The sequence below is a fragment of the Alteromonas sp. G4i35 genome, assembly GCF_054960375.1.
This window is the reverse complement of record NZ_JBHNZD010000011.1, coordinates 41,024-67,883: the sequence shown is the minus strand read 5'-3', so window position 1 is coordinate 67,883 and position 26,860 is coordinate 41,024. Positions and strand designations below refer to the sequence as shown.

Below are 26,860 nucleotides of genomic sequence, written 5' to 3'. Positions count from 1 at the left end.
CCCAGGAGTCCTCAAGTTCTTTAGTCACTTGGCATTATGATAATTGCCTATTAATTATCGGCAGCTTTCTGTCCTAAGGCGGCAAGTCGCCTCCGCTTTTCATGCACGGCCTGACGAAAAACATCAAGTTCTTTTAACACTGAGAAAGGTACATCTCCTTAAACTAGGCGCTTTACGTCACTTGGTTATTAGCAATTTTTTTCAATGTAACCTTCAATGTAACGGTCAATGCTGCTTGTAGCCTCTCTTTGGTGTGAATTTTGCAAAAGCCTGTTTAAAGACACTGAAAATGTCGGTTTGCGTAGTAGCTGATCACTGTTTTTCGATGAGTTTTTGCTTCTTTCCGATAGAAATTTGACGTTTTTCACTGGACACGTGTAATGAAAAGTATGACAAAACCTGTCTCTCACGCTTTGCTGACAGAAAATGGTCGCTTAGTCGCGAAAGCCTTGGCATATACCGCGCTTCTCTTGGGCTTTCTCTCTGGTTGCTCTTCATCTGACGAACCTAAGAGTCAATTTGCGCAAACCGATGCCAGCGATGTATCGGCATTGGGGAATGTGGAATACCATACCTATATGTTGGCGAACGAACTTTTTGCTGATGTGGGTCCAGCACGTCAGTCTCGCTATGCGGTAGTCGGCTTTGTACCTGCGGATACTATGAAATACAGTGCTGGTCATCAACATCCGCTAATGTTGTTGGGCCATCAACTTGAACAGGGAATGATTACTGAGGCCACGAAAAGAGGCTTTTCTACTCAAGAATTTAAGCTTTCGAACGATATAATTGTTAGTAACGAAAGCGACAGAGTATTAACCCGCGATATCGACCAGCTTTCCAACATTGAGCGCGTCGATTTTTATATTACCGGCACTATGGTGTATCAAGAGTCTGGCGCGGTGGTTAACGCTCGAATTATCAACGCTAGAAATAAAAACATTGTCGCTGCAGCAACACGCTTTTTCCCTGCCGAACTGTTTTGGCGCGAAGAACAAGTAACCACCAGAAACGGCAAGTTATACAGAACTGAAGGTACGAGGTAACCCCATGAAAAGACGAAATCAATACGCGGCGCTTTCGCTTTGTGCTTCACTGCTAAGCGTCAGCGGGTGCTCTATGATGATGGGGGAAGAAGAGGTAGCCGAACAAGCGCCTCAGCGCCCGGCCATGAACGTGATTGATATTACTGCCGCCGACCGCGCTCCCTCAAAGCCAGTTGAAAATACCAGTGATACTCAGTCTCAGGGTATGGATGCGTACGGCGCTATCGGTCAACCTCCTTTGTATTCGAGCGTACAGGGCGCGTATAAAGGTCGACCTCTAACCAAGCATATTGGCGACTATGTGAAGAACATGACGCAAGACTTAATTGCCAATATGGAATATGTGAATAACAAGACACCTATTGGTGTAACCCATTTTGCACTGCTAGATACTGATTTGCAGAAAACAGATTTGCTTGGTCGTCAGATGGCGGAATCTTTTGTTCACGAACTGCATAAATTCCGCGTGCCGGTTATCGACTTCAAAGCCACCGAGTATATTCGCATTACTGACGATGGCGATTTTGTATTAAGCCGAGACTATTTGGAATTGAGCAGCAGCCTTCCTATTGAATACGTGTTAACCGGAACGATGACCAAGCACCAAGGTGGCGTGTTAGTTAACGCTCGTATTTTGGGCATGGAGTCGCGCGCAGTGGTGGCAACTGCGCAAATGTTAGTGCCGTTCTACGTGGTAGATGCACTTATTCCAAGTGACGGTAGCCAGCAAAACGGTATGCGCGATGGCGTTAAGCTAAGTCGCGGCTAGGAGTTTCAGCATGGTGTTTACAAAGAAGCTAGTGCCAAGCAGTTGGGTAGCCGTTGGCATAATGCTAAGTGTATGTATGACAGGGTGCACTAGCACAGAGTCTATTGGCTCGTTTTGGTTAGGTGAAGACGGTGAGATTACGCATCACGCCGAGCCAGTGCCTGTACCAAGTCGTTCAGGACTGGAGTACACACCAGATTCCCGCGATAGACAATATCAACAGCACGTAGAAGTCGAACCCGGCTATAAAGACCCACTACACCATGGCTATTCACCTTCACAAACGCATAAGCGCTTAAATGATTACGCCTCGCAACTTGCGATGGAGTTAATGGACAATGCAACCCGTCTCACGCAGCAAGATATGGTGGGTGTGGCCAGTTTTGTGAGGCTTAATCAGTCGTTGAGCGACAGCACCGTGTTAGGTAATCAGCTTTCAGAATATTTAATTGCTGAGCTGCAAGACTTCGGATTAGCGGTTGTCGACTTTAAACTTGCAGGTGGCATTACCGTGACACCAGTTGGCGATTTCGTACTTACTCGAGATGGTACTGCACTCGCTAAACAGGTTGAAATGGACCATGTTGTAACCGGCACCATCATTGAAGATGACAGAGGCGTCCGCGTAAATGCCCGTATCGTGTCGCTGGAAAATAAACAAGTGGTAGCAAGTGCCAACGTATACATTCCTGCGTTTATCGTGATGGATTTAAATAAAATGGCTAGCGTAAACTAGCCATTTACTTCCATTGCGCTCTGTTTTTTCAAAGCGAACTCCTTTCATGTTCGCTTTAAAACCTTTAAACATCAGATCTTTTGTGTCTTGCACAGGAGAGTTTTTACAAAGGCCTCTCCGTCTATTAACCCTGACTTCTAATCGCTTCGCGAGTCATAAAGCGGCTTGTGTTTACAGCATTAAGCAGATCATTGCTTAAAGGTAGCGGCTCATTACATAGACTGCTCACCAAGATCTCTGCCATTAAAGGCGCAGTAGTTAACCCTCGTGACCCTAAGCAAGTAAGCGTGGAAACTACGCTGGTTGGCAACACTGGCGCTCTGGTTAACGGCTTGCCCACACCTAGCATAGTGTAGTGTTTTTTTAGCGCATTAAAATCATGCAGTGCACCTACTACTGGCTGGTGGTCGGGGGAACCTAAGCGCGTTGCTGCTCTTGCTTCGCCGTCGTGCTGTAATGCCTGAACTATGCTGGTGTTTGCCAGCGCCTGTTCGTGGGTGGCTAGGTTCGTTTCGGTTTCATCGCTTCGCACATCGGTACTTAAGTCGTTTTTCACGTAGGTTGAACCTAACGCATGCCGACCTTCGAATACAGGTGTCATATAGCCTTTGTGACACAACACAGTGTTAAGCTGTTCAATTGGCGTTTGGCTAGGAATAGCTTCAACCTGGCCGCGAACAGGGCGAAGGGACAGGCTGTCAAATTCGCTAGCGTTTACCGCACCTGCACCAAGGGCAAGAATAAGGTGATCGGCAGTAATAACTGCTTCACTCTTAGCGCTATCTAAGTTAAAACGAATTTGCACCTGCTGCTTTGTTGTCTCAACTGCCTCATGAGATACATAGGTATGATTGGGTTTCAGCTCGAGTTTGCCACTTTGAAGTGCTTCTTTAATCATGGCAGTAACTAGCTGTGGAGGAGAAAGCCATCCGCCGAGGCCGATGTATAAGCCTGAATAGGGAAGGGGCAGGTTAGCGATATCGCTCACTTCTTTGCTGTCCACGGGCTTAATCAAAGCTTCAGGCCATACGTCGGCTGCTGCCAGTTTATTTTGGCGTTCTGCTACCTTGTCGTTAAAGCTTAGTTGAATAACGCCACAGAAATCATGGGCAACGTCGGCTAGGCCACAGGCTTTTGCATATTCAATAGTGTGGTCGTAGGCTTGTCTAGCATACAAAAAACTGTGCGCCTGAATGCGACTGGCAATACTTGCTTCGCTATGAAGCTGCGGGTAAAAGCCGCCTTGCGGGTTGCCGGAAGCGCCGCTTGCAAGGGTGTCACCATCAAAATACAAAGTAGTGCTAATGCCGCGTTTTACTAAAGCCAGGCATGCCGTAGCTGCTGCAAGGCCGGAGCCCACTACTGCAACTTTACTTGTTTTATCTAAACTGCCGTCAGCGTACCTGTAATAGGGGCCAGCAGGCAGACGAAGTTTATGCTGCACATTCTCATGGTCTTGGTTAAAAACGCCGGTCAACATGTCGCGCTTACGGCCAAAACCATTGCGTTTTTTTATGGTAAAACCCACACCAGCTAGCCCACGCTTTACGATGCCTGCGGCGGTAAAGGTTCCAAAGGTAGTTCCGGTTTTTGACAAGCGAGCCATTTGGCTAAACAGAGCATCTGTCCACATATCAGGGTTTTTGCTGGGTGCAAAACCATCTAAAAACCAGGCATCGATGAGGCCATTTACAGGGGAATGCCACTGAGGTAGAAGTTCGTGAACATCACCAATCCACAAGTCGAGTGTGGTTGAATGGTTATCAAAATGAAGGCGATGACAACCTTCTAGGCCCATGGGGTAAAGTGAGGCGAGTGCTTCCGCTTCGTCTTTAAGAGCAGGAAAAGCTTCTAGCGCTCGCTGCATATCTTGTTGAGGCAGTGGAAACTTTTCCGTGGTAATAAAATACAGGTGCTTTAACGGATGGTCGGGGTTGGCTGCTTTAAATTCGTTAAAGGCACGCATGGCGACCAAAAAGTTCAGCCCAGTTCCAAAACCTGTTTCGGCGATGACAAAAGTTGGGTTGCGCCACTGTTGCCAGCGCTCAGCAAGGTCGTTGCCTGCAACAAAAACGTGTTGGGTTTCATCAATTCCGCTGTCGTTAGAAAAATAAACGTCGTCAAAATGGTCGGCGACAGGCGTACCGCTCTCATTAAAATGAACCTGTGCATGCTTAGATTTCACTGTTTATTTTTCTCCGTTTATATTGTTTTGGTGTTGGCACTTTGAATTGGAAGCGGCTTTCACTACTTCAATAGCTTGCCCATCCGATGCTTGTTTTGAAACGTCAGAGTTAGCCTGCCTTTGAGATAAACAAGACACTTCTGCGAGTGTTGAAAAGTGCGAGGTGACTTTACTAGTAACCCGCTGCGCGCCAAGCATACCGCCAATAGTGACCCAAGAACCGTTAACGTTAATTAATCCGCGATGATCCATGGTAGGCGCTTCAGCATCTGTTTTTGATATAGCCCAGGTTTCTTCGGCAATATCAAAGATCCAGATGGCGTCATCTGCAGTTGAAGGCTCGCCGTTATAGCCAATGCCATTGTAGTTGTACGGATTAGTCGAGCCGCCAACAAAATAGATTTTATTGGTGGCTTCATTGCCCGCTGCGGCCATGCGATAGCGCGCAGTACCTGTTGGATGGTCAAGTGTACGCCAATCAATCTTAAAAGGGTTTTGCTTATCAATTACGCCTTTAAAGCAGGCCGTTTCTGCAGCAAAGCTACGGCGTTTATCACTGTGCGGTGTTACTGATACACCGTCACAAATTACCATAGTGCTGTTAACGATGCCGCCAGCTTGCCCGAATACCGGACTGCCAAGAAAAGGGCTCGCCTGTTGCCATTGGCCGGTTTGCGTATCGTAAACCTGCACAAGGTTTACGTTCCCATCGTTGTGCCAGCCAGAAATTAAGTACACGTAACGGTCTTGGTAAACTAAAGCAGTTGCATCATCAACAGGCACGGGCATAGGCGCCAATAGCGTATAGTCCCCTGTTACAGGAGCGTATTTATAAACATCAGGCGTACTAATTTCATTATGATCTTCATCAACCGTGTAACCGCCAAAAATATAAATGCTGTCATTAACGCCTACTGCTACTGAGGCTAAACGGCCTTTAAGCGCAAGGCTGGATGGAACTGGGGTAAGGGCTTGCCATTGCGAAGGTTTATCGTTGTTGTTAATCACAAGCTGCCAAGCACGGTTGTGCACGTCTTTATGGGTTTTGCCTTTGCCAAGTCCCATAAAACTAAATACATATTGCGTGTCGTCTATGGTTACAGAAGCTACGGCATTGTTTGAAACTGGCTCTGGTAGCGCGGGGAGGGCGATAGGCGCAGCTGTTGCAGAGACAGTCGCAGCAGAAGCAATCATAAAGGCAGCCACCACGAAAGAAAGTCGGGGTACCGCACTTTGAAAAATGCGTAGAGCAATGGTTCTTGGCTTTTTTAATAACACAGCAATCTTCAGTTTTATCTAAATTTCGAACGTTTGGCCGCGTATTCTACCTGTCACCTTTTTGTTTTTCCGCAAAAGTTTGTACCTGCTTAAAACTCTTCTTTTCTTATTGCTTCTGCAAATAACAATCTATCAATAAAAACAATACGTTTAGTTAATTGTTGTTGTAAATAATTTGTTAAATTTGGCGCTAAGTCTATTGAGGATAGTTCAGGGAGAAGGTATGGCGGGCGTGTTTCACCAATGTGGTCAAAGCATTTGCAAACGCACTAGAGACGAAATGGATGATCGTGCACGTATCATCGCACGTGCACTTGCTGAGCAAGGTGTGTGCGATAACGATGTGGTAGCTATTCTTATGCGAAACCACGTCGATATATTTGAAATAGTAGAGGCATGCCGATATGTGGGATCGCGCTATGTTCTGCTTAATTGGCACAGCCCCGTTGCCGAACTTTTGCCTATTCTGGACGACTGTGGCGCTAAAGTACTGTTCGCTCATCGCGATTTATTAAAGGGTGAGAATGCCCACGAAACGTTATTACAAGTTCCCACCTTGTCTGCGATATACACGATTAAAACGCCAAAAAGCATTTTAGAGCGCTATCATCTTACAGGTGATTCTGAATTGGCTACGGAACCGAAAATCGGGGAGCAGTATCTGTGCCTTGATACGCTATTAGCTGCCCCAAACGCAGAGCGTCACAATGAACCGCCCAAGCGCTTTAAGGGCATGTTTCCCTACACATCTGGCAGCACTGGAAAACCTAAAGGAATTAAGCGAGATGTAGACCTAACTCGGCCAGATCCTTATTTGATATTTAAAGGGCTGTCTGAAGCGTTAATGCAGCTATCAATAGGTGATCGCTTCTTCGTCTCGGCACCGCTTTATCACAGTGCACCACATGCGCTTACGCTCTGCTGTTTAGCAGCGGGTAATATTGATGTATACATTGAGCCTCAATTCGACCCCGAACGCTTTTTACAAGACATAGAGCGGTTTAAACTGACCCACGCCTATATTGTTCCCACCATGATGGTGAGGCTACTTAAACTGCCCGAGTCGATAAGAAGCAAATACGACACTTCAAGTTTGCGATTTGCTTTATCAACCGGGTCCGCACTGCCTAGCGATGTGAAAGAAGCCATGATTAACTGGTTTGGTCCAATTTTCTATGAGTCTTATGGCGCTAGTGAATTAGGCTTTATGACCTTAATTTCATCTCGCGAAGCATTAGATAGGCCAAATTCTGTGGGTAAGCCCATTCCCGGTGCCGCGATTAAAATACTGAGCGACGATAAAGAGGAGTGCGAAGTAGGTGATGTTGGCGTTATATATGCGCACCTTTCCATGTTCGCGCCATTCAAATATACCAATACTACGGGCACGCAAAGCGACTTACATGTTGGTGAATTCACGACATTAGGTGATATGGGCTATGTGGACGAAGATGGCTACTTATATATTTGCGATAGAAAAAAAGACATGATCATCTCAGGTGGTGCCAATATATTTCCTGCTGAAATAGAAAGCGTCATCATAGAAATGCCAGAGGTTACAGACTGTGCAGTGTTCGGCGTGGCTGATGCTGAGTATGGTGAAAAAGTTGTGGTGGCTGTTCAATGCTCACCCGGCAATGCGCTGTCGATTGATGCGCTACACGGGTATTTAGATGGCAAACTGGCGCGGTTCAAGTGGCCTAAAATGTTGCAAATACTCGATACTCTGCCCAGAGAAGATACGGGTAAAATATTTAAGAACAAACTTAGAGCTCACTTTGGTCAATAAAAGAAACCGCTAAAGCTATTTTGAAGGTTTTGTGAAGGTATAAATTAACGCTGGTCATGACCCTGTGCATTCGTGCTACATTGGAAATATTCTGAACAAGAAAGCTTAGACGAAGACGGCAAAAACGAAAAAGAAGGGAAGTGGGAAATTACCTGTTTGTATACATAAGCCCAGATTTGAAACAGGTACTGTAAAGCTGAAGTTTAACAAATTTGAGTATGGCAATTGGCAGAGCAGACCACTTTATCATTCAAAATCGTTACCATAAGCCGCAACAACGCAAAGGGTAAACTATGAGAAGAGCAGTTATCACCGGTCTTGGTATCGTATCAAGCATCGGCGTAAATAAAGAAGACGTACTTGCTTCACTTAAAGCGGGTAAGTCTGGAATTACATTTTCAGAACAGTTCGCCGAAATGGGCCTTCGCAGCCAAGTTTGGGGCAACATCGACATCGATTTGAAAGACCATATTGACCGTAAAGCTATGCGCTTTATGGGCGATGCGGCAGGCTACGCATATGTGGCGATGCAACAAGCCATTGCAGACTCTGGTTTAGAAGAAAGCGACATTTCAAACGAGCGCACAGGTATTATCGCAGGCTCAGGTGGTGCTTCTTCTGAAAACCAAGTGCTTTCTGCAGATATTCTTCGCGAAAAGGGCGTTAAGCGTGTTGGTCCATACATGGTTCCTCGCTGTATGGCGTCTACGGTATCAGCTTGTTTAGCCACACCGTTTAAAATTCGCGGCGTGAACTATTCAATTGCTTCTGCGTGTGCGACCAGTGCCCACTGTATTGGTAATGCGCTAGAGCTTATTCAGCTTGGTAAGCAAGACGTAGTATTCGCCGGTGGCGGCGAAGAACTACATTGGTCACTATCAAGCCAATTCGACGCTATGGGCGCACTAAGCTCTAAATATAACGACAATCCTGCTGTGGCATCACGTACTTATGACGCAGCACGCGACGGCTTTGTAAGTTCAGGCGGCGGCGGTATGGTTGTTGTTGAAGAACTTGAGCACGCACTAGCGCGCGGCGCAAAAATCTACGGTGAAGTGGTAGGTTACGGCGCTACATCAGACGGTTTCGACATGGTTGCACCGTCGGGTGAAGGCGCAATTCGCTGTATGAAAATGGCAATGCAAAATATCGATGCGCCAATCGATTACTTGAATACCCACGGCACATCTACGCCTGTAGGTGACGTGAAGGAACTTGCGGCGATTCAAGAAGTGTTTGGCCAAGCGGGCGTACCAATTAGTGCAACTAAGTCACTGACAGGTCACGCACTAGGTGCAGCGGGTGTAAACGAAGCTATTTACAGCTTGTTGATGATGGAGAATAACTTTATTGCGCCATCAATTAACATCGACACACTGGACGACGCGGCACAAGGGCTAGATATTGTTACCCAAGCTCGTGAAGCAACGTTAAACACAATTATGTCTAACAGCTTTGGTTTCGGCGGCACTAACGCAACGCTTGTTATGCAGCGTTACAACGGTTAATTAAAACCGCTTGAACCAGTAAGCTTTTTTAGCTTCAGTTAAGAAGTTTCAAAGAAGACAAAAGGGCGTAAACCTGAGCACCGTGGGTGCTTGTGTTTACGCCCTTTTTTTATTGATATTATTTTAAATAAAACCTGTGTTTTCAGAAGCGGCCGCTTAAGCGATTGTAATTGTGTGTTTTGTCCGTGAAGCAGAATGTCAAATTTTTATTAAGCGCAGTGTTTCGAGTGACGCTGAATTTGTCGTTTAACTAAGTGCTCTGAGCTATCGGTTAAACTAACTTTCATTACTCAATCGGCAATCTTTGTCAATGTTTGCCATAATTTGCAAATGGTGGACATTCGGAAATAGACAATGGCAACTTTAAATGTGTCGCTTCCTGACGAAATGCGTACGTGGATTGATGAACAAGTAAAAACTGGCAAATTTGCTAATGCTAGTGATTATATTCGCGATTTAGTGCGTCGCAATCAGAGTGAGCGAGAGGCAATTAGCTTAGCTCTCATAGAAGGTGAATTGAGTGGGAAAAGTGATAAGAATGTTTTAGATATTATTCAAGTTAAGAAAACTCGAGCCTCAGAATGAATAAATATACCCTCTCCAATAAAGCAGAGGAAGTTATCTCCGGGATTTACGATTATTCAGCCAATATTCATGGCGTAACTCAAGCTGAAGCCTATCTTGTTGCCCTACACGAAGCTCTAGTCATTCTGGCGGAAAACCCTAGTATCGGTACTTCAGCTGAGGATATCAGAAAGACTTACTTTCAACTGCCAGTTCATAGGCACATGGTCTTCTATAAAAAAGTCGATGACGGCATTTTCGTCATTAGGGTACTTCATCAACAGATGAAATACTCTATACATCTATGCGATTGAAATACGAAGGAAAGACCCAGTAATGTGGCTGAAGCGTCAAGTCAAATAAACTGATAACGACTAAACAAGGTATCTGGCTCGGGAATAGTGATTTTCCCGTAATGCCGTTTAACCAAACCTTCTTGTTGAAGTTCACCTAATAACTGGTTCACCGTTTGCCTACTGCTATTTATCATTTGCGCTAAAGACTCTTGCGAAAGCGTAAGTGTAATCGCGTTGTGTTTGGGCAAATGCTGACCGTAACTGGTGGTAAGCATTAAAAGCCGTTTTACCAGCTGGTGCTTAAGGCTAAGCCCTGCGCTTGAGTCAATAAACTGAAAAGCGCTGCGCACTCGCGTGCATAAAAGGCGAGTAAAATGCGGGTAGAGTTCAGGATATTGCTCAAGCAGTGCTTTAAACGCGTTCTTTTGAATAATCGCCACCGTGCAATTTGTCTCGCAGAAGTTGTCGTGAGTACGAGGGAGGTCGTCAAACATCGATATCTCACCAAACCAGGTGCCGGGGCCCAGTAGCGCAAATAGCATTTCGCGACCATCCACGCCCACAGTGACAACTCTTAAACGGCCTTCGCATACGCCGTAAAAACCGACACCGTCTTCACCTTTGGCATGAAGTTGCTGCCCGGCTTTTAGGTGTTTTAGGCGCATCTTGTCGAACATGGCTTCCTGCAAATAGGGTGGGAGCGCGCCAAACCAAGTAGAGCTAACGAGAACAGGTTTAAATTTTTCCATTTAACAAATTTCTTACAATGTCGTATATCCGACAGTGTATAGCAATTACTGCGCGTAATGTAGGTGGTAAGAGAAAGTAAGTGGAAGTTTCATTGAAACGTTCAAGGTATCGAGCCTTCCACCTAGGGCTCCCGCCTCAAATGAAATTAATTTGTACGTTAAAAGAGTAAAGCTATGACAGATTCAGTAAAGTCGAAAGTTAGCAGTGAAGAATGGCAAACCCGTGTTGACCTTGCCGCATGTTATCGCGCAGTTGCTATGTATGGTTGGGACGACCTTATTTTCACCCATATTTCTGCCCGTGTTCCTGGGCCTGATCATCATTTCTTGATCAATCCTTACGGTTTAATGTTTGATGAAGTTACTGCATCAAGCTTGGTTAAAGTTGATCTTCACGGTAACAAGGTAATGGAAAGTGAATACGACATTAACCCAGCAGGTTTTACTATTCATAGCGCCGTTCATGAGGCTAGAGACGATGCAAAGTGCGTGTTGCATTTGCATACAGCAGAAGGTGTGGCGGTATCCATTTTAGAAGAAGGGTTGCAGCCATACTCGCAGCAATCGCTTTTTCCGCTGGCGTCGCTTTCCTATCATGCCTACGAAGGCGTGGCGTTGAATCCAGAAGAAAAAGTGCGATTGGTTCGCGACCTTGGCGATACCCAATTTATGATTTTGCGCAATCACGGGCTTTTAACCTGTGCAGACAATATTCCCGATGCCTTTTTGTTTATGTTTATCATGCAGCGCGCCTGTGAAATTCAGTTAAAAGCGCAGGCCACAGGCAAGCCGCTTATTCCAATTCATTCGGCAATTCTAGATGGCATTCGTATACAAGCCGATCAAGTCACTCGGCAGGCTGGTGGTTCGTTAGCATGGCCGGGTATTAAACGCCGCGTTGAACGCCGTTTCCCTGGTTACGACAAGTAACTATTTAAAGTTAACGTTATCCAATACCACGTTCGCAAAGGATGAAGTGGACAAAAAACGTGAGCTAAAGCGGTTTGCTCTAAGCGTTCCCGTTTTAAAGGATTGTATGAACTTCGGCCGTCTCTTTAATGTTGCGGCCAAACGTGCATCAAAATGACGTAAATTAAACGAATCACCGATAAGATAAATCAAGGGCGCTGGGTTACTAAAAGCCTAAGTTAAGGTACACTTAGCGCCATGAAAATACTTCTTGAAGATACCATTCCGTTTGGCACCGATTACCTTAATAGCGTAGGTGAGATTGAAACCTATGCGTGGCAATCTCTTGTGCCTGAAATGCTGCGCGATGTAGATATTCTTGCGCTACGTTCTACCACCAAGGTTACCCCTGAACTGCTGACCAGCGCTAACAAGCTTAAGTTTGTTACTACGGCAACGGCGGGGACCAATCATCTAGATAAAACGCAATTAGATAGCGTGGGTATTATGCATAGCAGTGCAGCAGGCTGTAATGCCGTAGCGGTTGCCGAGTACGTGTTGAGTGTTTTGCTGCACGCGCAAAAAGCCCAAAAGCTCGATTTATATAATGCGACAGTGGGAATAGTAGGTGCTGGTAATGTGGGAACTGCATTATCAAGAATTTTAATGGCAATTGGCGTTAAACACTGTCTGTATGACCCACCGCTACAGCAAGCGCTAGCAAAATCTGGTAAGAAGGAGCATAACGGTCAGTCATTTGTAGACTTAGCGCAAATAGCAAAGTGCGATGTTATCTCGCTTCACGTGCCTTTTATTAAAGGCGGCGAATATCCTACATATCAGATGATAGACGAAGTGTTTCTGGAAGGATTAACGTCAAACCAGCTGCTTATAAATGCATGCCGGGGTGAGGTTATTGATGAAGTGGCACTACTTAGCGTACTTCAAGGGGAAAAAGCGCCAACGGTGGTACTCGACGTATTCGATAATGAGCCTGCCATAAATACAGCATTATTTGACTATGTTTGGTTCGTTACACCACATATCGCGGGGCACTCTGTAGAAGGCAAAGTGCGCGGTACGCAAATGATTTACGAGCAAATTTGTGACGTAGTGGGCAAAGCCCCAGACAAAGTGCTTAGCGACTTTTTAGAGAAAACCAATCCGATCAAAGTTGCGTTAAACTCGCCTGAGGCGGTGCGGTTGTCGGTTGAGGATCTCATTGCCGTATTCCACAATGTGTATGATGTAGCTATTGACGATGAGATAACGCGAAACGCGTTTGCGTCAGGCCATAATGAAACGCCAGAGACACACATAGCAAATACGTTCTCTACATTGCGTAAGCAATACAGAGTGCGTCGCGAGTGTAGCGCCTATGCGTTACACTTGCCAAAAAACACCAGTAAGCAAATCCAAGACACATTCACCAAACTGGGCTTTCACGTAAGTCTGGTTTAGTTATTTTAATATTAGGAGCATAAAGCATTATGTCGCAAGCGTTTGACGTAGCGGTACTTGGCGCCACAGGTCTAGTGGGCCAAACCATGATTGAACTATTAGAAGAGCGAGACTTTCCGGTAAACCGTTTGTATCCGCTTGCCAGTAAACGTTCAGCAGGTAGTACCGTGTCGTTTAAAGGCGAAGACATTGAAGTATTAGATGCTGATGATTTCGACTGGTCATTAGTGCAATTTGGCTTTTTCTCAGCTGGAGGCAGCATTTCTGCAAAATTTGCTCCGATAGCGGCAGAGGAAGGCTGTATTGTTATCGATAATACTTCAGAGTTTCGTTACGAGCCAGATATCCCACTTGTGGTGCCAGAAGTTAACGCCCATGCACTGGCAGAATTTCGCAATAGAAACATTATTGCGAACCCAAATTGCTCAACCATTCAAATGTTGGTTGCACTTAAACCTATTCAAGACGCTGTTGGTATTGACCGTATTAACGTGTGCACATACCAGTCAGTTTCTGGTGCAGGTAAAGAAGCCATGGAAGAACTGGCTAAACAAACCGCAGGTTTGCTAAACGCACGTGAAGTAAAGCCAGAGTCGTTTAGTCGCCAAATTGCCTTTAATGTCATACCTCAAATCGACGTATTCCAAGACAACGACTACACCAAAGAAGAAATGAAAATGCTGTGGGAAACCCAAAAAATCATGGGCGATCAAAGTATTTTGGTAAACGCGACGGCTGTGCGCGTGCCGGTTTTCTACGGACATGCTGAGGCCATTCACCTTGAAACGCGTTCGCCAATAGACGCGCAGCATGTTAAAGAGCTTTTAGCCGATGCGCCAGGCGTAACAGTTTACGACGGCAATGAGCAATTCCCAACGCAAGTAAGCAGTGCTAGCGGCAACGACATTGTGCATGTAGGGCGTATCAGGAATGATATTACTCACCCTTGTGGTTTAAATTTGTGGGTGGTGTCAGACAACATTCGCAAAGGTGCAGCGACAAACAGCATTCAAATTGCTGAGACACTTATTCGCGACTACTTATAAGTATTCTACAGAGACACAGCCTCTGATTAATCGGATAAGCACAGGAAAAGGTAAACATTTTTCTGTGCTTGCCGATACGCAATGAAAGGGCAATGCCTGTTGCAATGAAGCAGCACTGTTCAACGGGATAGAAAGACAGCACTCGAAGCTACTGAATGACGGTTTTTAGCGAAAATTTGAGCATTAGAGCGCTTCAATACTACTGTCTAACTAGATCACCCTTAATAACTGGTTTATAGTTTGTAAAGTTAGGAATAGAACAACGTTAAAAACAATACTCAGTCAGACACTTAGGCGAAGGGTAAGAACTCTAAAAAGCGCAAATAAATCTTACTGCTAAGTTCATAAAGACTGTAAAACGCTAGCTTGATTATTAATGGTTTCAAGGTGGCTTAAGAATAAAAATAAAAGCCAATATTTTCTTCCGTACTGATTGGCTAGAAAATCCGCCCATATGTCTCGGGTGGTAAAGACGCTTGAGGGCATATAGGACTGCTATGAAATTGCATTTGACGGGCTTACTTTTACTAACACTTTGTTTGTCTGGCCCTATTATCACTGTAGATGCACAAGAACGCGCTACCTTCTTAAAAGGTCCCAAAGACGCAACTGATCAGTATTCGGGCCTAGAATATGGCCCTATCGACGCCAACGATACTCTATGGCGTATTGCCGAGCGTTACCGCCAAAACAATAACCTGAGTGTGTATCAGGTTATGACCGCTATTTACGAGCTCAACCCAAACGCATTCGAAAATGGCAATTTAAATTTATTAGTTGATGGTGCGGTATTAAAGTTACCATCAGAGCGATATATCGCCAGAATTGATAAGCAAAAAGCCCAGATGCGCGCTGAGCAGGATGATAGAGCATTTGCTGAAATGCTTAATAAGCCCGGCAGTAGCGTAAGAAATATCAAGCCTGCATCGCCTTTAGTCAATCAACAAGACTTAACGCAAACCCAAACTGATATTGAACAAAAAATCACTCGCTTAGATCAGGAGCAAACCCGACAATTTGACGAGCTGCGTATGCAATTTGCAGCCTCACTGGAAAATGTTGAAGCTATTCTTAACGAAAACAGACGCTTGTACGAGCGTGTTGAGGCCGTTAATGGCGAGCTAGAAACCTTGCGTGGACAAGTGGAAGGTGATGTTAAGAGCCAACTTGATATGCAAGTGGCGCTTCAGCAAGAATTGCTCGACATGATCAAGGCCGAGCAAGCGCAGCGCGAAGCAGAAAAGCAGTCTTCTTTTTTAAGCGCACTTACCAGCCCACTCAGTCTAATCATAGGCTCTGCAATTCTGTCACTATTGTTAGTTGGTGGTCTTATCATGTGGCTGCTAAAACGTAATAGTAAGCCTGACGAAGCGCCTGCGGCTGGACCTACGATTACAGCCGATAACGATGAAGTGCCGGTACCTGATTCTGACATTGGCGATCTTTCAAGTGCACTGGCCCCTGACTTTGATGATAAAGCAGAGTTGTCAGATGATGACTTGTTCAATGACGACGACCTACTTGATGACGTACTTACCTCAGATTTAGAAGAAAGCCTAGATGACGAACTAGAAACCTTCGCTGACCTTGAAGACGACATGTTGGTGCCAGACGATGGCAGTGATGACTTGTTTGAAGCTGGCGATGATGAGCTTGATCAAAGTGAACTAGATAGTCTGTTTGATGACGATGACCTGTCAGATAAAGTATTAAACGAAAACGACACTGACGACCTTGAAGGCTTCGACCTGTCAGGGGATGACGACATCTTTGATGAAGATTCTGCCGATGAAAGCGAGCCAAAGACGGAAGTTGCTGACGAGGCGGCCTCGACAGATGACGATGATTTTGACATTGATGACTTGCTTGATGATGTACAAAGCCAAGACGCGGCAGAACTTGAGAGTGATGAGCTAGATGAGTCGGGCGACATAGACCCTGACGACATACTGGCTGAGGTCAACGGTACCGCTGAATCTGACAATGTAGATGAAGACGATATCGACGCGTTGCTTGCCAGCTCGGTTGATGATTTATCTGACGCTGGCGAAGAAACAGAAAGTGTTTCTTCTTTGCCAACCGTAGAAGATGAGGACGATAAGCCTGAAATCAGTATTGACGATTTGCTAGAAGAGCACGGCGTCGATGCAGGTCTTACTGATGAGCTAGACAGCAATGACGACCTTATCAATGAGGATATGTTGAGCAAGCTCGACGACGAGATTAATCAGCAAAATAAAGAAATTGATAAAATCACCGACGATTTGTTAAATGAAATTGAGCAAATCGAAATGATGGGTGGCCTAGGTGAAGAAGATGACGAAGACGAGGATGATCTTGAGGAAGAAATAACAACTTCTTCGCCGTCGCCGCAGTCTATTCAGAGTCTTGATGCCATTACCGACGATTTAGACGAAATAGTCACCGACGAAATCGAAACTAACGCGGACTTCAGTGACCCTCTTTCCGATGAGCTTATTGCTGAGCTACAGGCGGAAGATGAGCTTGCTGAAGAGCCTTCAGCGGATCAAATGCCCTCAGCGGATCAACAGCCTTCAGCTGATGAAGAGCTCGATGAAAGCGCTTCTAGCGATTTACCTACTCAGTCCGATGAGGAAGGTGATTTTGACGATCCGTTTACTGATGAACTACTTGCAGAGCTTGAAGCAGAGTTAGATGGCGAGCCTGAAGTTAGTCCTGAAGCTCACGAAGAAGACGTAGATCTTGAAACGCCTGAAGGCGATGAAGAAGATGCAAGCGAAGATGATTTTAGCGACCCGCTAACTGATGAGTTGCTTGCTGAACTAGAAGCTGAAGAATCTAAAAGCAGTGAAGATGTAGATTTGCTGACAGACGAGCTACTTTCTGAGCTTGAGTCTGAAATAGAACCTGATGATGAAACAGATGCAGAGTTCGAACCTGAAGTCGAGTTTGAGTCAGAATCAGAAGCTGAGCGAGAAGCTGACTCGGAAGATGAAGTAGAGCTTGAGACGGAAGCCGAAGGTGAACCGCAGTCAGAACTAGAATCAGAGCTTGGCACTGAAGTAGAAGCAGAGCAAGACGCTGAGATTGCGCCTGAACTAGAAGCGGAACTTGAGTCTGAGCCGGAGCCGGAATCAGAGCTAGAATTTGAAGCTGAGTCTGAATCTGAATTCGAACAGGATATCGATTCTGAAACAGAACTAGACCAAGAAGCAGAAGAAAAAGCTGAGCCTGAAGCCGCCTCGGAAGATGCAGTAGAGTTAGAGACGGAAGCCGAGGGTAAAACGGAGTCAGAACTAGATTCAGAGCCGGAGTTTGGCACTGAGGTAGAAGCAGAACAAGACGCTGATATTGAGCCTGAACTGGAAACGGAACTTGAGTCTGAACCAGCGACGGAGTCAGAGCTTGAATTTGAAGCTGAGCCTGAGCTTGAATCTGAATTAGAACAGGATATCGATTCTGAAACAGAACAAGACCAAGAACCAGAAGAAAAAGTTGAACCTGAAACTGAAGCTGAACCTGAAGCCGACTTGGAAGATGAAGTAGAGCTAGAGGCGGAAGCCGAAGGTGAACCAGAGTCAGAACTAGATTCAGAGCCGGAGTTTGGCACTGAAGTAGAAACAGAACAAGACGCTGATATTGAGCCTGAACTAGAAACGGAACTTGAGTCTGAACCAGCGACGGAGTCAGAGCTTGAATCTGAATTAGAACAGGATATCGATTTTGAAACAGAACAAGACCAGGAACCAGAAGAAAAAGTTGAACCTGAAACTGAACCTGAAGCCGACTTGGAAGATGAAGTAGAGCTAGAGGCGGAAGCCGAAGGTGAACCAGAGTTTGGCACTGAAGTAGATGCAGAACAAGACACTGAGATTGAGCCTGAATTAGAGGCGGAACTTGAATCTGAGCCAGAGCCAGAATCAGAGCTAGAATTCGAAGCTGAGCCTGAAACCGACTCGGAAGATGAAGTAGAGCTAGAAACGGAAGCCGAGGCAGAACTACAGCCAGAAACAGGCGTAGAGCCAGAGCTCGATGCTGTCGACGAAAACGCCAAAGAAAAGGCGGAGGAAACGTCAGACGATCCACTAGATGACGCTATTGAAGCGTTTGAAAGACAGATGATGGATGATATTCCTTCGTTCAGTCAGATGGATACGGAAGAGCCATCAGCGCAGGAAAAGCCCTCAGCGCCAACAGAGCCAGCGGAAGATGCTTCAGCAGAAGACAGTGATGAATACGACGACAGCCTGTTACACGCTGCGTATGACGAAGTAGAAAGCTTTGAATTAGAGCAAGAAATTGACGGTGTAGTAGACGGTGAAGATGAAGGTGACGAAATATCATCAGAATCTAGTGCTGCTGAAGAATCGAGTTCACCTGAAGAAACTGATTTAAACCAAAGCGATTCAGATAAGAACAGCGAAGAAGACTTTAACGAACTTGACGATGTTCCTGGCCTTGACGACTGGCTGTCTGCTTCCGATGACGACGATCATGTAGACGACAACGAGATACTTGACGATCTTGACAGTGCGGAATTCGATGAGCTTCTTCAAAGTCTTGAGTCAGACGCTATTGTTGATACAAGTGATGTCGACACCAGTGAAATTGAAAGTGATGACGACGGTCAGGATCCAGAAGCATCTTCAGCAGAGAGTGAAGATACTTTCGAGCTTGAGCAGGAAGATGATGAAGCCAAATTCGAGTTAGAAGGGAGTGACGACAACCTTGGATTCGACGAAAGCGATGATACGTTTGAACTAGACGAAGAAGATGAAACCTTTGAGCTAGACGAAGATGGTGCTTTTGAGTCTGAGCAAGAAGACGACGAAGATACTTTCGCCCTTGAAGAAGATGATTCGGAACTTGCATTAGACGACCTTGAAATTCCAGATGATGTGGAATTGGATATTGCCACGCCAACTGAAATTGAAGAGGACGAACAAGAGGCTCAATCCGTTGAGACTGAAAAGGCTCAAGAGGATGATCTTAAACTCGATAACCCTGATTTAGATCTTGCCGCCTTACTTAGTGATGTCGATGGTGAAAGTGACGCGCAAACGCCACCAGAAGACTTCCTTGATGTAGAGGCTTTAATGGACGATGGCGATGATGCAGACGCTATTGACCCGGATAGCCAAGCGCTAGATCTTGATGTAAGTTTATCTGACTTCACAGGTGTATCTGATGAAGATACGGTGATTGATATAGATAAAGACGCAGGGCAAAACGCTAACTTGGATTTGGCTCGTGCCTATATTGAAATGGACGATGTGGACGCTGCAAAAGAGTTACTTGAAGAAGTGATGAAAGAGGGTAGCGAAGAGCAAAAACAGGAAGCCGCATCGATTTTAGCGAATATTGCTTAAGTAGTTTGCTCTTATGCGCATAACCGCGCTCTCGTTTGAGATTTTGGACGGCCAGTATATTTACAAGATATACAGGCCGTTTTTGTTTTAGGTGATGTACATTTATTTTCTATGACCTAAAAGAGTTTTGCGTATTAGCGCCATTGCATGTTGCAAGCGACATGACTACACTTAGCGCCTTTTCAGAAACGGGGTAATACAGATATGGGGCGAATTGCCTTAGGGATTGAATACGACGGTGCTGCTGTATACGGATGGCAACGCCAGCGTGAAGTACCAAGTGTTCAAGAACATCTTGAAAAGGCACTATCGACAGTAGCCAACGAACCCATTGAAGTGCAATGCGCTGGACGTACCGATGCTGGTGTACATGCTACTGGGCAAGTGGTTCACTTTAACTGTGATGCACCACGCTCAGAGCGCGCTTGGACACTCGGCGTAAATGCGAATCTGCCTAACTCTGTTGCTGTTACCTGGGCAAAGAACGTCAGCGATGACTTCCATGCACGTTTTTCTGCTACCCATCGCCGCTATCGTTACGTTATTCATAATGCGAAAATGCGCCCAGCTATCCTCCATTCCGGTGTTACCCATATTCACCGCGAATTAGATGAGAAAAAAATGCATGTTGCCGCACAAGCCTTGCTAGGCGAGCAAGACTTTACCTCGTTCCGCGCAGCGCTTTGCCAAAGTAAAACGCCATTTCGCAACGTTACTGATGTAAGCGTATATCGCCAAGGGCGATACGTTATAATTGATATTCGAGCCAATGCTTTCTTGCATCATATGGTTCGCAATATCACGGGCGCGCTTGTTGAGATTGGGGCAGGGGAGCAAGACGTAAATTGGATAGCTCACTTGTTAAGCCTGAAAGACAGAAGTAAATCTGCAGCTACGGCGAAGCCAAATGGGTTGTACTTGGTCGACGTCACTTACCCTGACGAGCACGGTTTACCTAAGCCGCCTTTAGGACCACTATTCCTTCCAGAAGCCTAATCTATCTACCTTCGCCTTTAAATTTTTCAATCTAAGTTAGCTGCACATCGCCTAGCAGTTAACTCAGGTTGTATTGAAGCGTGTATCTTCAAATCATCCCCTGCCAACTTCTAAGACCAGTTTTGTTTTTTCCATTTCGTTGTATTGTGGTCTAATAGCGCGCTATATTAGGTAGCTGTTCTATTGTGTTACGTATTTTTTCTTTGTAATACAGTATGAAACTTAAAAAATTAATGTGTTGTTGACCACAAGTATGAACAAACATCAATCGTCATGGTCGGCAAACAAAAAACAAAGGATTCAATTTCCATGAGCTGGATTCAAAAAATTCTTCCTCGCACGCAAACATCAACCAAAGGTAACGTACCAGAGGGTATCTGGACGAAGTGTGGTTCATGCCAAGCAGTACTGTATAAGAGCGAACTGGAAAAACTTCAGGAAGTTTGCCCTAAATGTGACCATCACATGCGTATTACGGCACGCCGCCGTATCGATGCGTTCCTAGATGATGGCGATCGCGTTGAGTTAGGTGCAGAGCACGAGCCGCAAGACGTACTTAAGTTTAAAGACTCTAAGCGCTATAAAGACCGTATCGTTGCTGCACAAAAGGCAACGAACGAGAAAGACGCGCTAGTGGTAATGCAGGGCAAGCTAAAAGGTATGCCTGTAGTAGTTGCGTGTTTTGAGTTTGCGTTTATGGGCGGCTCAATGGCATCGGTTGTAGGTGCTCGCTTCGTTGCTGCTGTTAATGCATGCTTAGAAAACGATATGCCGCTTATTTGCTTTAGTGCTAGTGGCGGTGCGCGTATGCAAGAAGCACTGATGTCGCTAATGCAAATGGCTAAAACATCTGCAGCGCTTGCTAAAATGAGTAAGAAAGGCCTGCCTTATATTAGTGTACTTACAGACCCTACAATGGGTGGTGTATCTGCAAGTTTGGCGATGCTTGGTGACGTAAACGTAGCCGAGCCAAAAGCGCTAATCGGCTTTGCGGGTCCTCGCGTAATCGAACAAACAGTAAGAGAAAAGCTGCCTGAAGGTTTCCAACGCAGTGAGTTCCTTGTTGAGAAAGGTGCAATTGATATGATTGTTGACCGCAGAGATATGCGTGATAGATTACACAGCCTGTTGGTTAAGTTGCATTATAAGAATTAGTGAATAACGAAAACAATCTAAATACTGGCTCAGCGCCACACGCAGAAAACGCTTCAGCGTCTTCATCTTCGCAAAAAAGCCTGAGCCAGTGGTTATCCTACCTAGAATCTATTCATCCTAGCGCCATCGATATGGGGCTAGACAGAGTGAAAGAAGTGGCCAATGCCATGGCACTTTCACTCAGCCAGTCTTTGGTTATTACTGTAGCAGGCACAAACGGTAAAGGCACAACGTGCCGCTTACTTGAGCAGGCCATGCTTTCGCAAGGCAAAAGTGTTGCGGTATACAGTTCACCCCATTTAACCGACTATCGTGAACGCGTGCGTTACAACGGCGAATTACCGCCTGCCGATGAATTTGTAAATGCATTTGAGTTTGTTGAAAGCGCGCGAAAAGACACGGGTGGCGAACCTATTACTCTAACTTACTTTGAGTTCGGTACACTGGCTGCCATGAAAATGATGCAGTCATGGGCTGTTGATGTGGTCATTCTTGAAGTAGGCCTAGGCGGGCGTTTGGATGCCACCAACATTATTGATCCCAATCTAGCTGTTATTACGACTATCGATCTTGACCATCAAGATTGGCTTGGTAATACCCGCGAAAAAATTGCTCGGGAAAAAGCGGGCATTATGCGCAAAAACGGCAATGCAGTGGTTGGTGAACTGTTTCCTCCATCATCGCTTTACGATGTGGCTAACGAGCTACAAGCTAACGTACGTTGGGCTACACAAGATTTCGAAACAGTGGTAGCAAGTGATTACAGTGAGTGGAGCTGGAAAGGGAAGAGCAATAGTTATACGTCGCTACCTTATCCTAAAATTCCACTTCAAAATGCGAGTACAGCGTTGGCCGCGCTGGAGCTACTAGATTTGCTGCCCGAAGAAAGCGTGGTAAGAGATATTATTGAGAACACCACCATGCCGGGGCGCCAGCAGACTATCAGTGATTCCCCGTTAGTAGTTGTAGACGTTGCCCATAATCCACAAGCGACGACAGCTATGCAAGATTGGCTAAACCGTTACGATGTAAGCCAAATGCGCGTTGTGGTGGGCATGCTAAAAGATAAGTCTATTGCAGAGACCTTAGCGCCACTGGCGACACTTAATGCCAAGTGGTACGTAGCGTCAACGAGTGGTCCTCGGGGCTGCAAGGCAGAAGTACTTGAAAATGCACTTGTTAATGCCGGCACAACCATAGAGAATATAGACACGTTTCAGGACGTGACCTCGGCATATCAGCGCGCGCTTGCAGATTATCAAACTGGTGAGCTTATTCTCGTTTTTGGTTCTTTTGTTACCGTAGCAGACGTGCTTGCTGAGCAAAACTAACACGCGCATTGTAGAGTAAAACCGTGTATTCAAGCAGGAGAGCACAGTGACATCGGCATTAAAGAATAGACTGGTGGGGACAATTATTGTTGTCGCCCTAGCGGTAATCTTTTTACCAGACTTTCTTGATGGCAAAAAGCAAACAAACAGAGAACCTTTTGTCTCTGTACCTGCTAATCCGCCTAAAAAGCCCATCGTAGAGCCAGAATCTTTTCCATCAGAGCGCGTAGCGAAAGCTGCGGTGCCAGCGGTTGAAATTCAAGATGAAACGGCATTAGATGATGATCTGGATTCTTCTGGCGCAGGGGAAAGTGGTAGTGCAGGTGAAGCCACTACCGCAAAAGCGCCAGCGGTGAAAACCTTTGAAGAAGAGGACAATCTAGTAAGCCAAACGGTGGTTAATACAAAAAGTGCCGCAGATGATGACGCTGGTTGGGTTATTCAACTTGGCAGCTTCCGACACGAGAAAAACGTGAAGGCACTGCTGACGAAACTGGAAAAGGCTGGGTATCGTGCGTTTAGTCGCAAAATTCAAACCAGTTCTGGCCCGCTTAATAAAGTTTTCGTTGGCCCAGATTTAGACAAGAAAAAACTGGAATCGGCACTACCTCACTTAAAGGAACTCACGAGTCTTAAAGGTAAGGTCACTACGTTCAAAGTTGAATAGTGCGCATTGTTCTTGGTGCTAGTCGAATTAAGCACGGACAGAGCAACAGGGATTGGTATTACAGACTAGTAATATTTTTATCTTCTGTTAGAATGCGCGCCATCTCGCCAAAGGCTCGTTGCTTTACGATAAAAAGCAACATCAACGCAATAAAGAGACGATGAACTGGGTAGACTTTTCCATACTGGGTATCATTGCGGTATCTACCTTAATAAGCCTGATCAGAGGGTTTGTTAAAGAAGCCATCTCGTTAGTGGTATGGTTTGCTGCACTCTTTATTTCAAGCAATTTCTACGCTGACCTCGCCGTTTACTTCACAGCCATTGACGATCCTTACTTAAAAAACGGTGCTGCAATTGCAGCATTGTTTGTCACCACGCTCATTCTTGGCGGCATGATCAATTACGTGATTAGCCAATTGGTTCAGGCAACAGGGCTGTCTGGAACAGATAGGGCCCTCGGTATAGTTTTTGGCGCACTGCGTGGCGTGCTTATAGTTAGCGCATTGCTCTTTTTTATGGATACCTTTACTGGTGCAGCTTCCTCAGATTGGTGGCAAGCATCGGTACTCATTCCAGAGTTTGGTGTCATCATTGAGTGGTTTTTCAGCTATGTGAAAGACTCCTCCAGTTTCTTAAATCCCGCTTGAAATAGGTAACGCACATGTGTGGTATAGTCGGAATAGTTGGTAAAACGCCCGTAGCTCAGTCACTGTACGACGGTCTAACGGTTATTCAACACCGTGGACAGGATGCCGCAGGCATAATGACTATCGACCAAAATATGTTTAATTTGCGTAAGGCAAATGGTTTGGTTCGAGATGTTTTCCATACGCGTCATATGAAGAGGCTGTCTGGCAACATGGGTATTGGCCATGTTCGCTATCCTACCGCGGGTACATCAAGCTCTGCAGAGGCGCAACCGTTTTATGTGAACTCGCCGTTTGGTATTGCCTTTGCTCATAACGGCAACCTCACCAACGCCCATGAGCTACAGGAAGAAGTATTCCGCATTGCACGCCGCCACATCAACACCACCTCAGATTCAGAATTATTGCTTAACATTCTTGCGCATGAACTGCAGCAGGTAGCAGGTTTAAGCGTAAGTGCCGAACACATTTTTGAAGTGGTAACGAAAGTTCATAAGAAAATTCGTGGTGCCTACGCAGTCGTTGCGGCGATCATCGGCCAAGGTATTGTAGCGTTTCGCGACCCGCACGGTATTCGTCCTCTAGCACTCGGTAAGCGTATGAGCGAGCTGGGTGAGGAATGGATGGTGGCATCTGAAAGCGTGGCGCTTGATGCTGTTGGCTTCCAGTTTGTGCGCGATGTAATGCCAGGTGAAGCGGTATTTATTACCGAAGAGGGTCAACTGCACACCAGACAGTGCGCCGAGAATCCAGTAACCTCTCCGTGTATCTTTGAGTTTGTTTACTTTGCTCGCCCAGATAGCTTTATAGATGGCATTTCAGTTTATGCATCGCGTGTAAACATGGGCCGTAAGCTAGGTGAAAAAATTAAGCGCGAATGGGCAGATCTGGATATCGACGTGGTTATTCCTATTCCTGAAACGTCGATGGATGTGGCGCTTCAAATCGCAAACACACTGGATTTGCCATATCGCCAAGGCTTCGTTAAAAACCGCTACATTGGCCGTACTTTCATTATGCCTGGCCAAACCATGCGTAAAAAATCAGTACGCCGTAAGCTAAACGCAATCTCATCTGAGTTCAAAGGTAAGAGTGTACTACTTGTCGATGACTCTATCGTGCGCGGTACTACATCGGGTCAAATCATTGAGATGGCGCGTGAGTCAGGTGCGAAGAAAGTATACTTTGCGTCAGCTGCTCCAGAAATTCGTTTCCCAAATGTGTATGGTATTGATATGCCATCGGCAAACGAGTTGATTGCTTATGGTCGTGAAATCGATCAAATTGCAGAGCTTATCCAAGCAGATGGCCTTATCTTCCAAGACATTTCTGACTTGGTAGATGCCGTTCGCGAAGAGAACGAAACCATTCAGCGTTTTGAAACGTCTGTTTTTGATGGGAACTATATTACTGCGGATATCGACCAAGAGTACCTTGAGCGAATTGATATGTCGCGCGGTGAAGCGTCAAGAAAAGCGCCAGTGGTACAAGCAGAGCTTAGCAATCTTGATGTGCATAATATTGATGCCGCTGATTAATGTAAGACGCTCTTTGATATAACAAAAAGCCGCTTTTTAAAGCGGCTTTTTTAATGCTTTATTTCAATGAAAGAGGCTAGTGAACAAATACTGGTCCGCCGGACAGTCCCCACACCAAAACTGAACCTGTCATTAGAATAACGAGCAATACTAGCCCACATGTCACTACCGAGCTTGAGTAAATGAACCCTTTATCTTCTGGCATATGCATCAAAATTGGCACGCCAGAGTAGAGCAGGTATACCGAATAGCTAATACCGACTAACAGCGCCGTCATCACTACCCAGAGTTCTGGGTAAAGACCTGCGAAGCCCACCATAAACAACGGTGTAGCCGTGTAGGCCGCAAGTTCCAGCGACTGCGTATAAGTTGGCGTCGCATCAAACGCTTTAGCCAACTCATGAATAAGTACAGCCAATGCGACCACGCCTGCAATTAAGCCAAAATACATGCCTATACCCATCATAATGGCGGTATTTTCGCTAAGGCGAATTATGTCACCTGCGCCGATACTCCAGCCAGTATGGGCACTGGAGTAATAGGCCACGAGTGATGGAATGAGAGATATAAAAGCGATATGGGTAAGCGCGTAAAAATAGGTTTCGTGTTTGGTATCAATGGTTTGCCACTCTTCTTTTGGATGAGTGTAAATACCAATTAGATGATTCAAAATCATAAAGTCCTGCCTTGTTCACCAACGTTATTATTTTAAAAAATATTGTTGTGAGGCAGGGAGAACACACGGACTAACCGTAAAACCAAGGAGACACAAACATAGCGCAAAGCGCTAAACACTGCCGTTAACAATATGTTTACAAATTGAGTGTGCAGCAGAAT

General features: G+C 45.6%; 21 protein-coding genes. 17 read left to right on the top strand and 4 right to left on the bottom strand.

The window, feature by feature from the left end:
• Window positions 1-380 precede the first annotated feature (380 nt).
• The 3 genes from ACFI6L_RS08685 to ACFI6L_RS08675 are packed head-to-tail and all read left to right on the top strand — an operon-like array spanning window position 381 to window position 2,551.
• Entirely contained in the window at window positions 381-1,046 is a 666-nt protein-coding gene (locus tag ACFI6L_RS08685) for a FlgO family outer membrane protein (protein WP_462573797.1), read from the top strand.
• A gap of 4 nt (window positions 1,047-1,050) precedes the next feature.
• Entirely contained in the window at window positions 1,051-1,815 is a 765-nt protein-coding gene (locus ACFI6L_RS08680) for a FlgO family outer membrane protein (protein WP_462573796.1), read from the top strand.
• Window positions 1,816-1,825: 10 nt separating this feature from the next.
• Window positions 1,826-2,551 (top strand): FlgO family outer membrane protein, encoded by a 726-nt coding sequence (locus tag ACFI6L_RS08675; RefSeq protein WP_342340731.1) that lies wholly within the window; start codon window positions 1,826-1,828, stop codon window positions 2,549-2,551.
• A gap of 124 nt (window positions 2,552-2,675) precedes the next feature.
• Here ACFI6L_RS08675 and mnmC read toward each other — a convergent pair whose 3' ends face one another.
• Together mnmC and ACFI6L_RS08665 are read right to left on the bottom strand one after the other, a co-directional pair.
• The gene (gene mnmC, locus ACFI6L_RS08670; RefSeq protein WP_462573795.1) at window positions 2,676-4,736 is read right to left on the bottom strand and encodes a bifunctional tRNA (5-methylaminomethyl-2-thiouridine)(34)-methyltransferase MnmC2/FAD-dependent 5-carboxymethylaminomethyl-2-thiouridine(34) oxidoreductase MnmC1; all 2,061 of its coding nucleotides are present in this window, start codon (window positions 4,734-4,736) and stop codon (window positions 2,676-2,678) included.
• 3 nt (window positions 4,737-4,739) lie between these two features.
• Window positions 4,740-6,014, bottom strand: a complete 1,275-nt coding sequence (locus ACFI6L_RS08665; RefSeq protein ID WP_462573794.1) for a Kelch repeat-containing protein — start codon at window positions 6,012-6,014, stop codon at window positions 4,740-4,742.
• Between the two features lie 223 nt (window positions 6,015-6,237).
• Between ACFI6L_RS08665 and ACFI6L_RS08660 the strand changes: the two genes are divergently transcribed.
• The 4 genes from ACFI6L_RS08660 to ACFI6L_RS08645 all read left to right on the top strand — a co-directional run bounded on the left by ACFI6L_RS08660 (window position 6,238) and on the right by ACFI6L_RS08645 (window position 10,189).
• Window positions 6,238-7,803 carry an AMP-binding protein gene (locus ACFI6L_RS08660; RefSeq protein ID WP_462573793.1) on the top strand — a complete coding sequence of 522 codons (1,566 nt, stop codon included), beginning with the start codon at window positions 6,238-6,240 and terminating at the stop codon, window positions 7,801-7,803.
• A gap of 293 nt (window positions 7,804-8,096) precedes the next feature.
• Complete coding sequence (gene fabB / locus ACFI6L_RS08655) at window positions 8,097-9,311, top strand: beta-ketoacyl-ACP synthase I (protein WP_014949953.1); 1,215 nt, start codon at window positions 8,097-8,099, stop codon at window positions 9,309-9,311.
• Between the two features lie 354 nt (window positions 9,312-9,665).
• On the top strand, window positions 9,666-9,896 hold the full coding sequence (locus ACFI6L_RS08650; RefSeq protein ID WP_014976888.1) for a type II toxin-antitoxin system ParD family antitoxin: 231 nt from the start codon (window positions 9,666-9,668) through the stop codon (window positions 9,894-9,896).
• Window positions 9,893-10,189: a type II toxin-antitoxin system RelE/ParE family toxin gene (locus tag ACFI6L_RS08645; RefSeq protein ID WP_014976887.1), complete on the top strand. Its 297-nt coding sequence runs from the start codon at window positions 9,893-9,895 to the stop codon at window positions 10,187-10,189. The genes ACFI6L_RS08650 and ACFI6L_RS08645 overlap by 4 nt, the downstream gene beginning before the upstream one ends.
• A gap of 41 nt (window positions 10,190-10,230) precedes the next feature.
• Here ACFI6L_RS08645 and ACFI6L_RS08640 read toward each other — a convergent pair whose 3' ends face one another.
• Complete coding sequence (locus ACFI6L_RS08640) at window positions 10,231-10,920, bottom strand: Crp/Fnr family transcriptional regulator (RefSeq protein ID WP_462573792.1); 690 nt, start codon at window positions 10,918-10,920, stop codon at window positions 10,231-10,233.
• A gap of 174 nt (window positions 10,921-11,094) precedes the next feature.
• Here ACFI6L_RS08640 and ACFI6L_RS08635 point away from each other — a divergent pair, with 174 nt between their 5' ends.
• From ACFI6L_RS08635 to purF, 10 genes are all read left to right on the top strand, one after another.
• The gene (locus ACFI6L_RS08635; RefSeq protein ID WP_462573791.1) at window positions 11,095-11,850 is read left to right on the top strand and encodes a class II aldolase/adducin family protein; all 756 of its coding nucleotides are present in this window, start codon (window positions 11,095-11,097) and stop codon (window positions 11,848-11,850) included.
• Window positions 11,851-12,087: 237 nt separating this feature from the next.
• A complete protein-coding gene (locus ACFI6L_RS08630) occupies window positions 12,088-13,290 on the top strand; it encodes a 4-phosphoerythronate dehydrogenase (protein ID WP_462573790.1) in 1,203 nt (400 codons plus the stop codon).
• Between the two features lie 29 nt (window positions 13,291-13,319).
• Window positions 13,320-14,336 (top strand): aspartate-semialdehyde dehydrogenase, encoded by a 1,017-nt coding sequence (locus ACFI6L_RS08625; protein WP_014949948.1) that lies wholly within the window; start codon window positions 13,320-13,322, stop codon window positions 14,334-14,336.
• 497 nt (window positions 14,337-14,833) lie between these two features.
• The gene (locus ACFI6L_RS08620; protein WP_462573789.1) at window positions 14,834-19,687 is read left to right on the top strand and encodes a FimV/HubP family polar landmark protein; all 4,854 of its coding nucleotides are present in this window, start codon (window positions 14,834-14,836) and stop codon (window positions 19,685-19,687) included.
• Between the two features lie 204 nt (window positions 19,688-19,891).
• Entirely contained in the window at window positions 19,892-20,683 is a 792-nt protein-coding gene (gene truA, locus ACFI6L_RS08615; protein WP_014949946.1) for a tRNA pseudouridine(38-40) synthase TruA, read from the top strand.
• A 309-nt stretch (window positions 20,684-20,992) separates the two neighbouring features.
• Window positions 20,993-21,838: an acetyl-CoA carboxylase, carboxyltransferase subunit beta gene (gene accD / locus ACFI6L_RS08610; RefSeq protein WP_014949945.1), complete on the top strand. Its 846-nt coding sequence runs from the start codon at window positions 20,993-20,995 to the stop codon at window positions 21,836-21,838.
• Window positions 21,838-23,169, top strand: coding sequence for a bifunctional tetrahydrofolate synthase/dihydrofolate synthase (gene folC, locus ACFI6L_RS08605; RefSeq protein ID WP_283616364.1), 1,332 nt, complete (start codon window positions 21,838-21,840; stop codon window positions 23,167-23,169). Before accD ends, folC begins: the two co-directional genes overlap by 1 nt.
• A gap of 46 nt (window positions 23,170-23,215) precedes the next feature.
• Window positions 23,216-23,836 carry an SPOR domain-containing protein gene (locus ACFI6L_RS08600; RefSeq protein WP_462573788.1) on the top strand — a complete coding sequence of 207 codons (621 nt, stop codon included), beginning with the start codon at window positions 23,216-23,218 and terminating at the stop codon, window positions 23,834-23,836.
• Window positions 23,837-23,996: 160 nt separating this feature from the next.
• Window positions 23,997-24,485, top strand: a complete 489-nt coding sequence (locus ACFI6L_RS08595; RefSeq protein WP_014949942.1) for a CvpA family protein — start codon at window positions 23,997-23,999, stop codon at window positions 24,483-24,485.
• A gap of 14 nt (window positions 24,486-24,499) precedes the next feature.
• Window positions 24,500-26,023 carry an amidophosphoribosyltransferase gene (gene purF / locus ACFI6L_RS08590; protein ID WP_014949941.1) on the top strand — a complete coding sequence of 508 codons (1,524 nt, stop codon included), beginning with the start codon at window positions 24,500-24,502 and terminating at the stop codon, window positions 26,021-26,023.
• Between the two features lie 76 nt (window positions 26,024-26,099).
• On the opposite strand, the gene ACFI6L_RS08585 is transcribed toward purF, so the two are convergent.
• Window positions 26,100-26,699, bottom strand: coding sequence for a Yip1 family protein (locus ACFI6L_RS08585; protein WP_014949940.1), 600 nt, complete (start codon window positions 26,697-26,699; stop codon window positions 26,100-26,102).
• Window positions 26,700-26,860 lie beyond the last annotated feature (161 nt).

Bases quoted from the DNA above. Each gene is read 5' to 3' on its own strand.
- ACFI6L_RS08685 (WP_462573797.1), top strand. From the start codon at position 381: ATGAAAAGTATGACAAAACCTGTCTCTCACGCTTTGCTGACAGAAAAT.
- ACFI6L_RS08680 (WP_462573796.1), top strand. From the start codon at position 1,051: ATGAAAAGACGAAATCAATACGCGGCGCTTTCGCTTTGTGCTTCACTG.
- ACFI6L_RS08675 (WP_342340731.1), top strand. From the start codon at position 1,826: ATGGTGTTTACAAAGAAGCTAGTGCCAAGCAGTTGGGTAGCCGTTGGC.
- ACFI6L_RS08660 (WP_462573793.1), top strand. From the start codon at position 6,238: ATGGCGGGCGTGTTTCACCAATGTGGTCAAAGCATTTGCAAACGCACT.
- fabB (WP_014949953.1), top strand. From the start codon at position 8,097: ATGAGAAGAGCAGTTATCACCGGTCTTGGTATCGTATCAAGCATCGGC.
- ACFI6L_RS08650 (WP_014976888.1), top strand. From the start codon at position 9,666: ATGGCAACTTTAAATGTGTCGCTTCCTGACGAAATGCGTACGTGGATT.
- ACFI6L_RS08645 (WP_014976887.1), top strand. From the start codon at position 9,893: ATGAATAAATATACCCTCTCCAATAAAGCAGAGGAAGTTATCTCCGGG.
- ACFI6L_RS08640 (WP_462573792.1), bottom strand. From the start codon at position 10,920: ATGGAAAAATTTAAACCTGTTCTCGTTAGCTCTACTTGGTTTGGCGCG.
- ACFI6L_RS08635 (WP_462573791.1), top strand. From the start codon at position 11,095: ATGACAGATTCAGTAAAGTCGAAAGTTAGCAGTGAAGAATGGCAAACC.
- ACFI6L_RS08630 (WP_462573790.1), top strand. From the start codon at position 12,088: ATGAAAATACTTCTTGAAGATACCATTCCGTTTGGCACCGATTACCTT.
- ACFI6L_RS08625 (WP_014949948.1), top strand. From the start codon at position 13,320: ATGTCGCAAGCGTTTGACGTAGCGGTACTTGGCGCCACAGGTCTAGTG.
- ACFI6L_RS08620 (WP_462573789.1), top strand. From the start codon at position 14,834: ATGAAATTGCATTTGACGGGCTTACTTTTACTAACACTTTGTTTGTCT.
- truA (WP_014949946.1), top strand. From the start codon at position 19,892: ATGGGGCGAATTGCCTTAGGGATTGAATACGACGGTGCTGCTGTATAC.
- accD (WP_014949945.1), top strand. From the start codon at position 20,993: ATGAGCTGGATTCAAAAAATTCTTCCTCGCACGCAAACATCAACCAAA.
- ACFI6L_RS08595 (WP_014949942.1), top strand. From the start codon at position 23,997: ATGAACTGGGTAGACTTTTCCATACTGGGTATCATTGCGGTATCTACC.
- purF (WP_014949941.1), top strand. From the start codon at position 24,500: ATGTGTGGTATAGTCGGAATAGTTGGTAAAACGCCCGTAGCTCAGTCA.
- ACFI6L_RS08585 (WP_014949940.1), bottom strand. From the start codon at position 26,699: ATGATTTTGAATCATCTAATTGGTATTTACACTCATCCAAAAGAAGAG.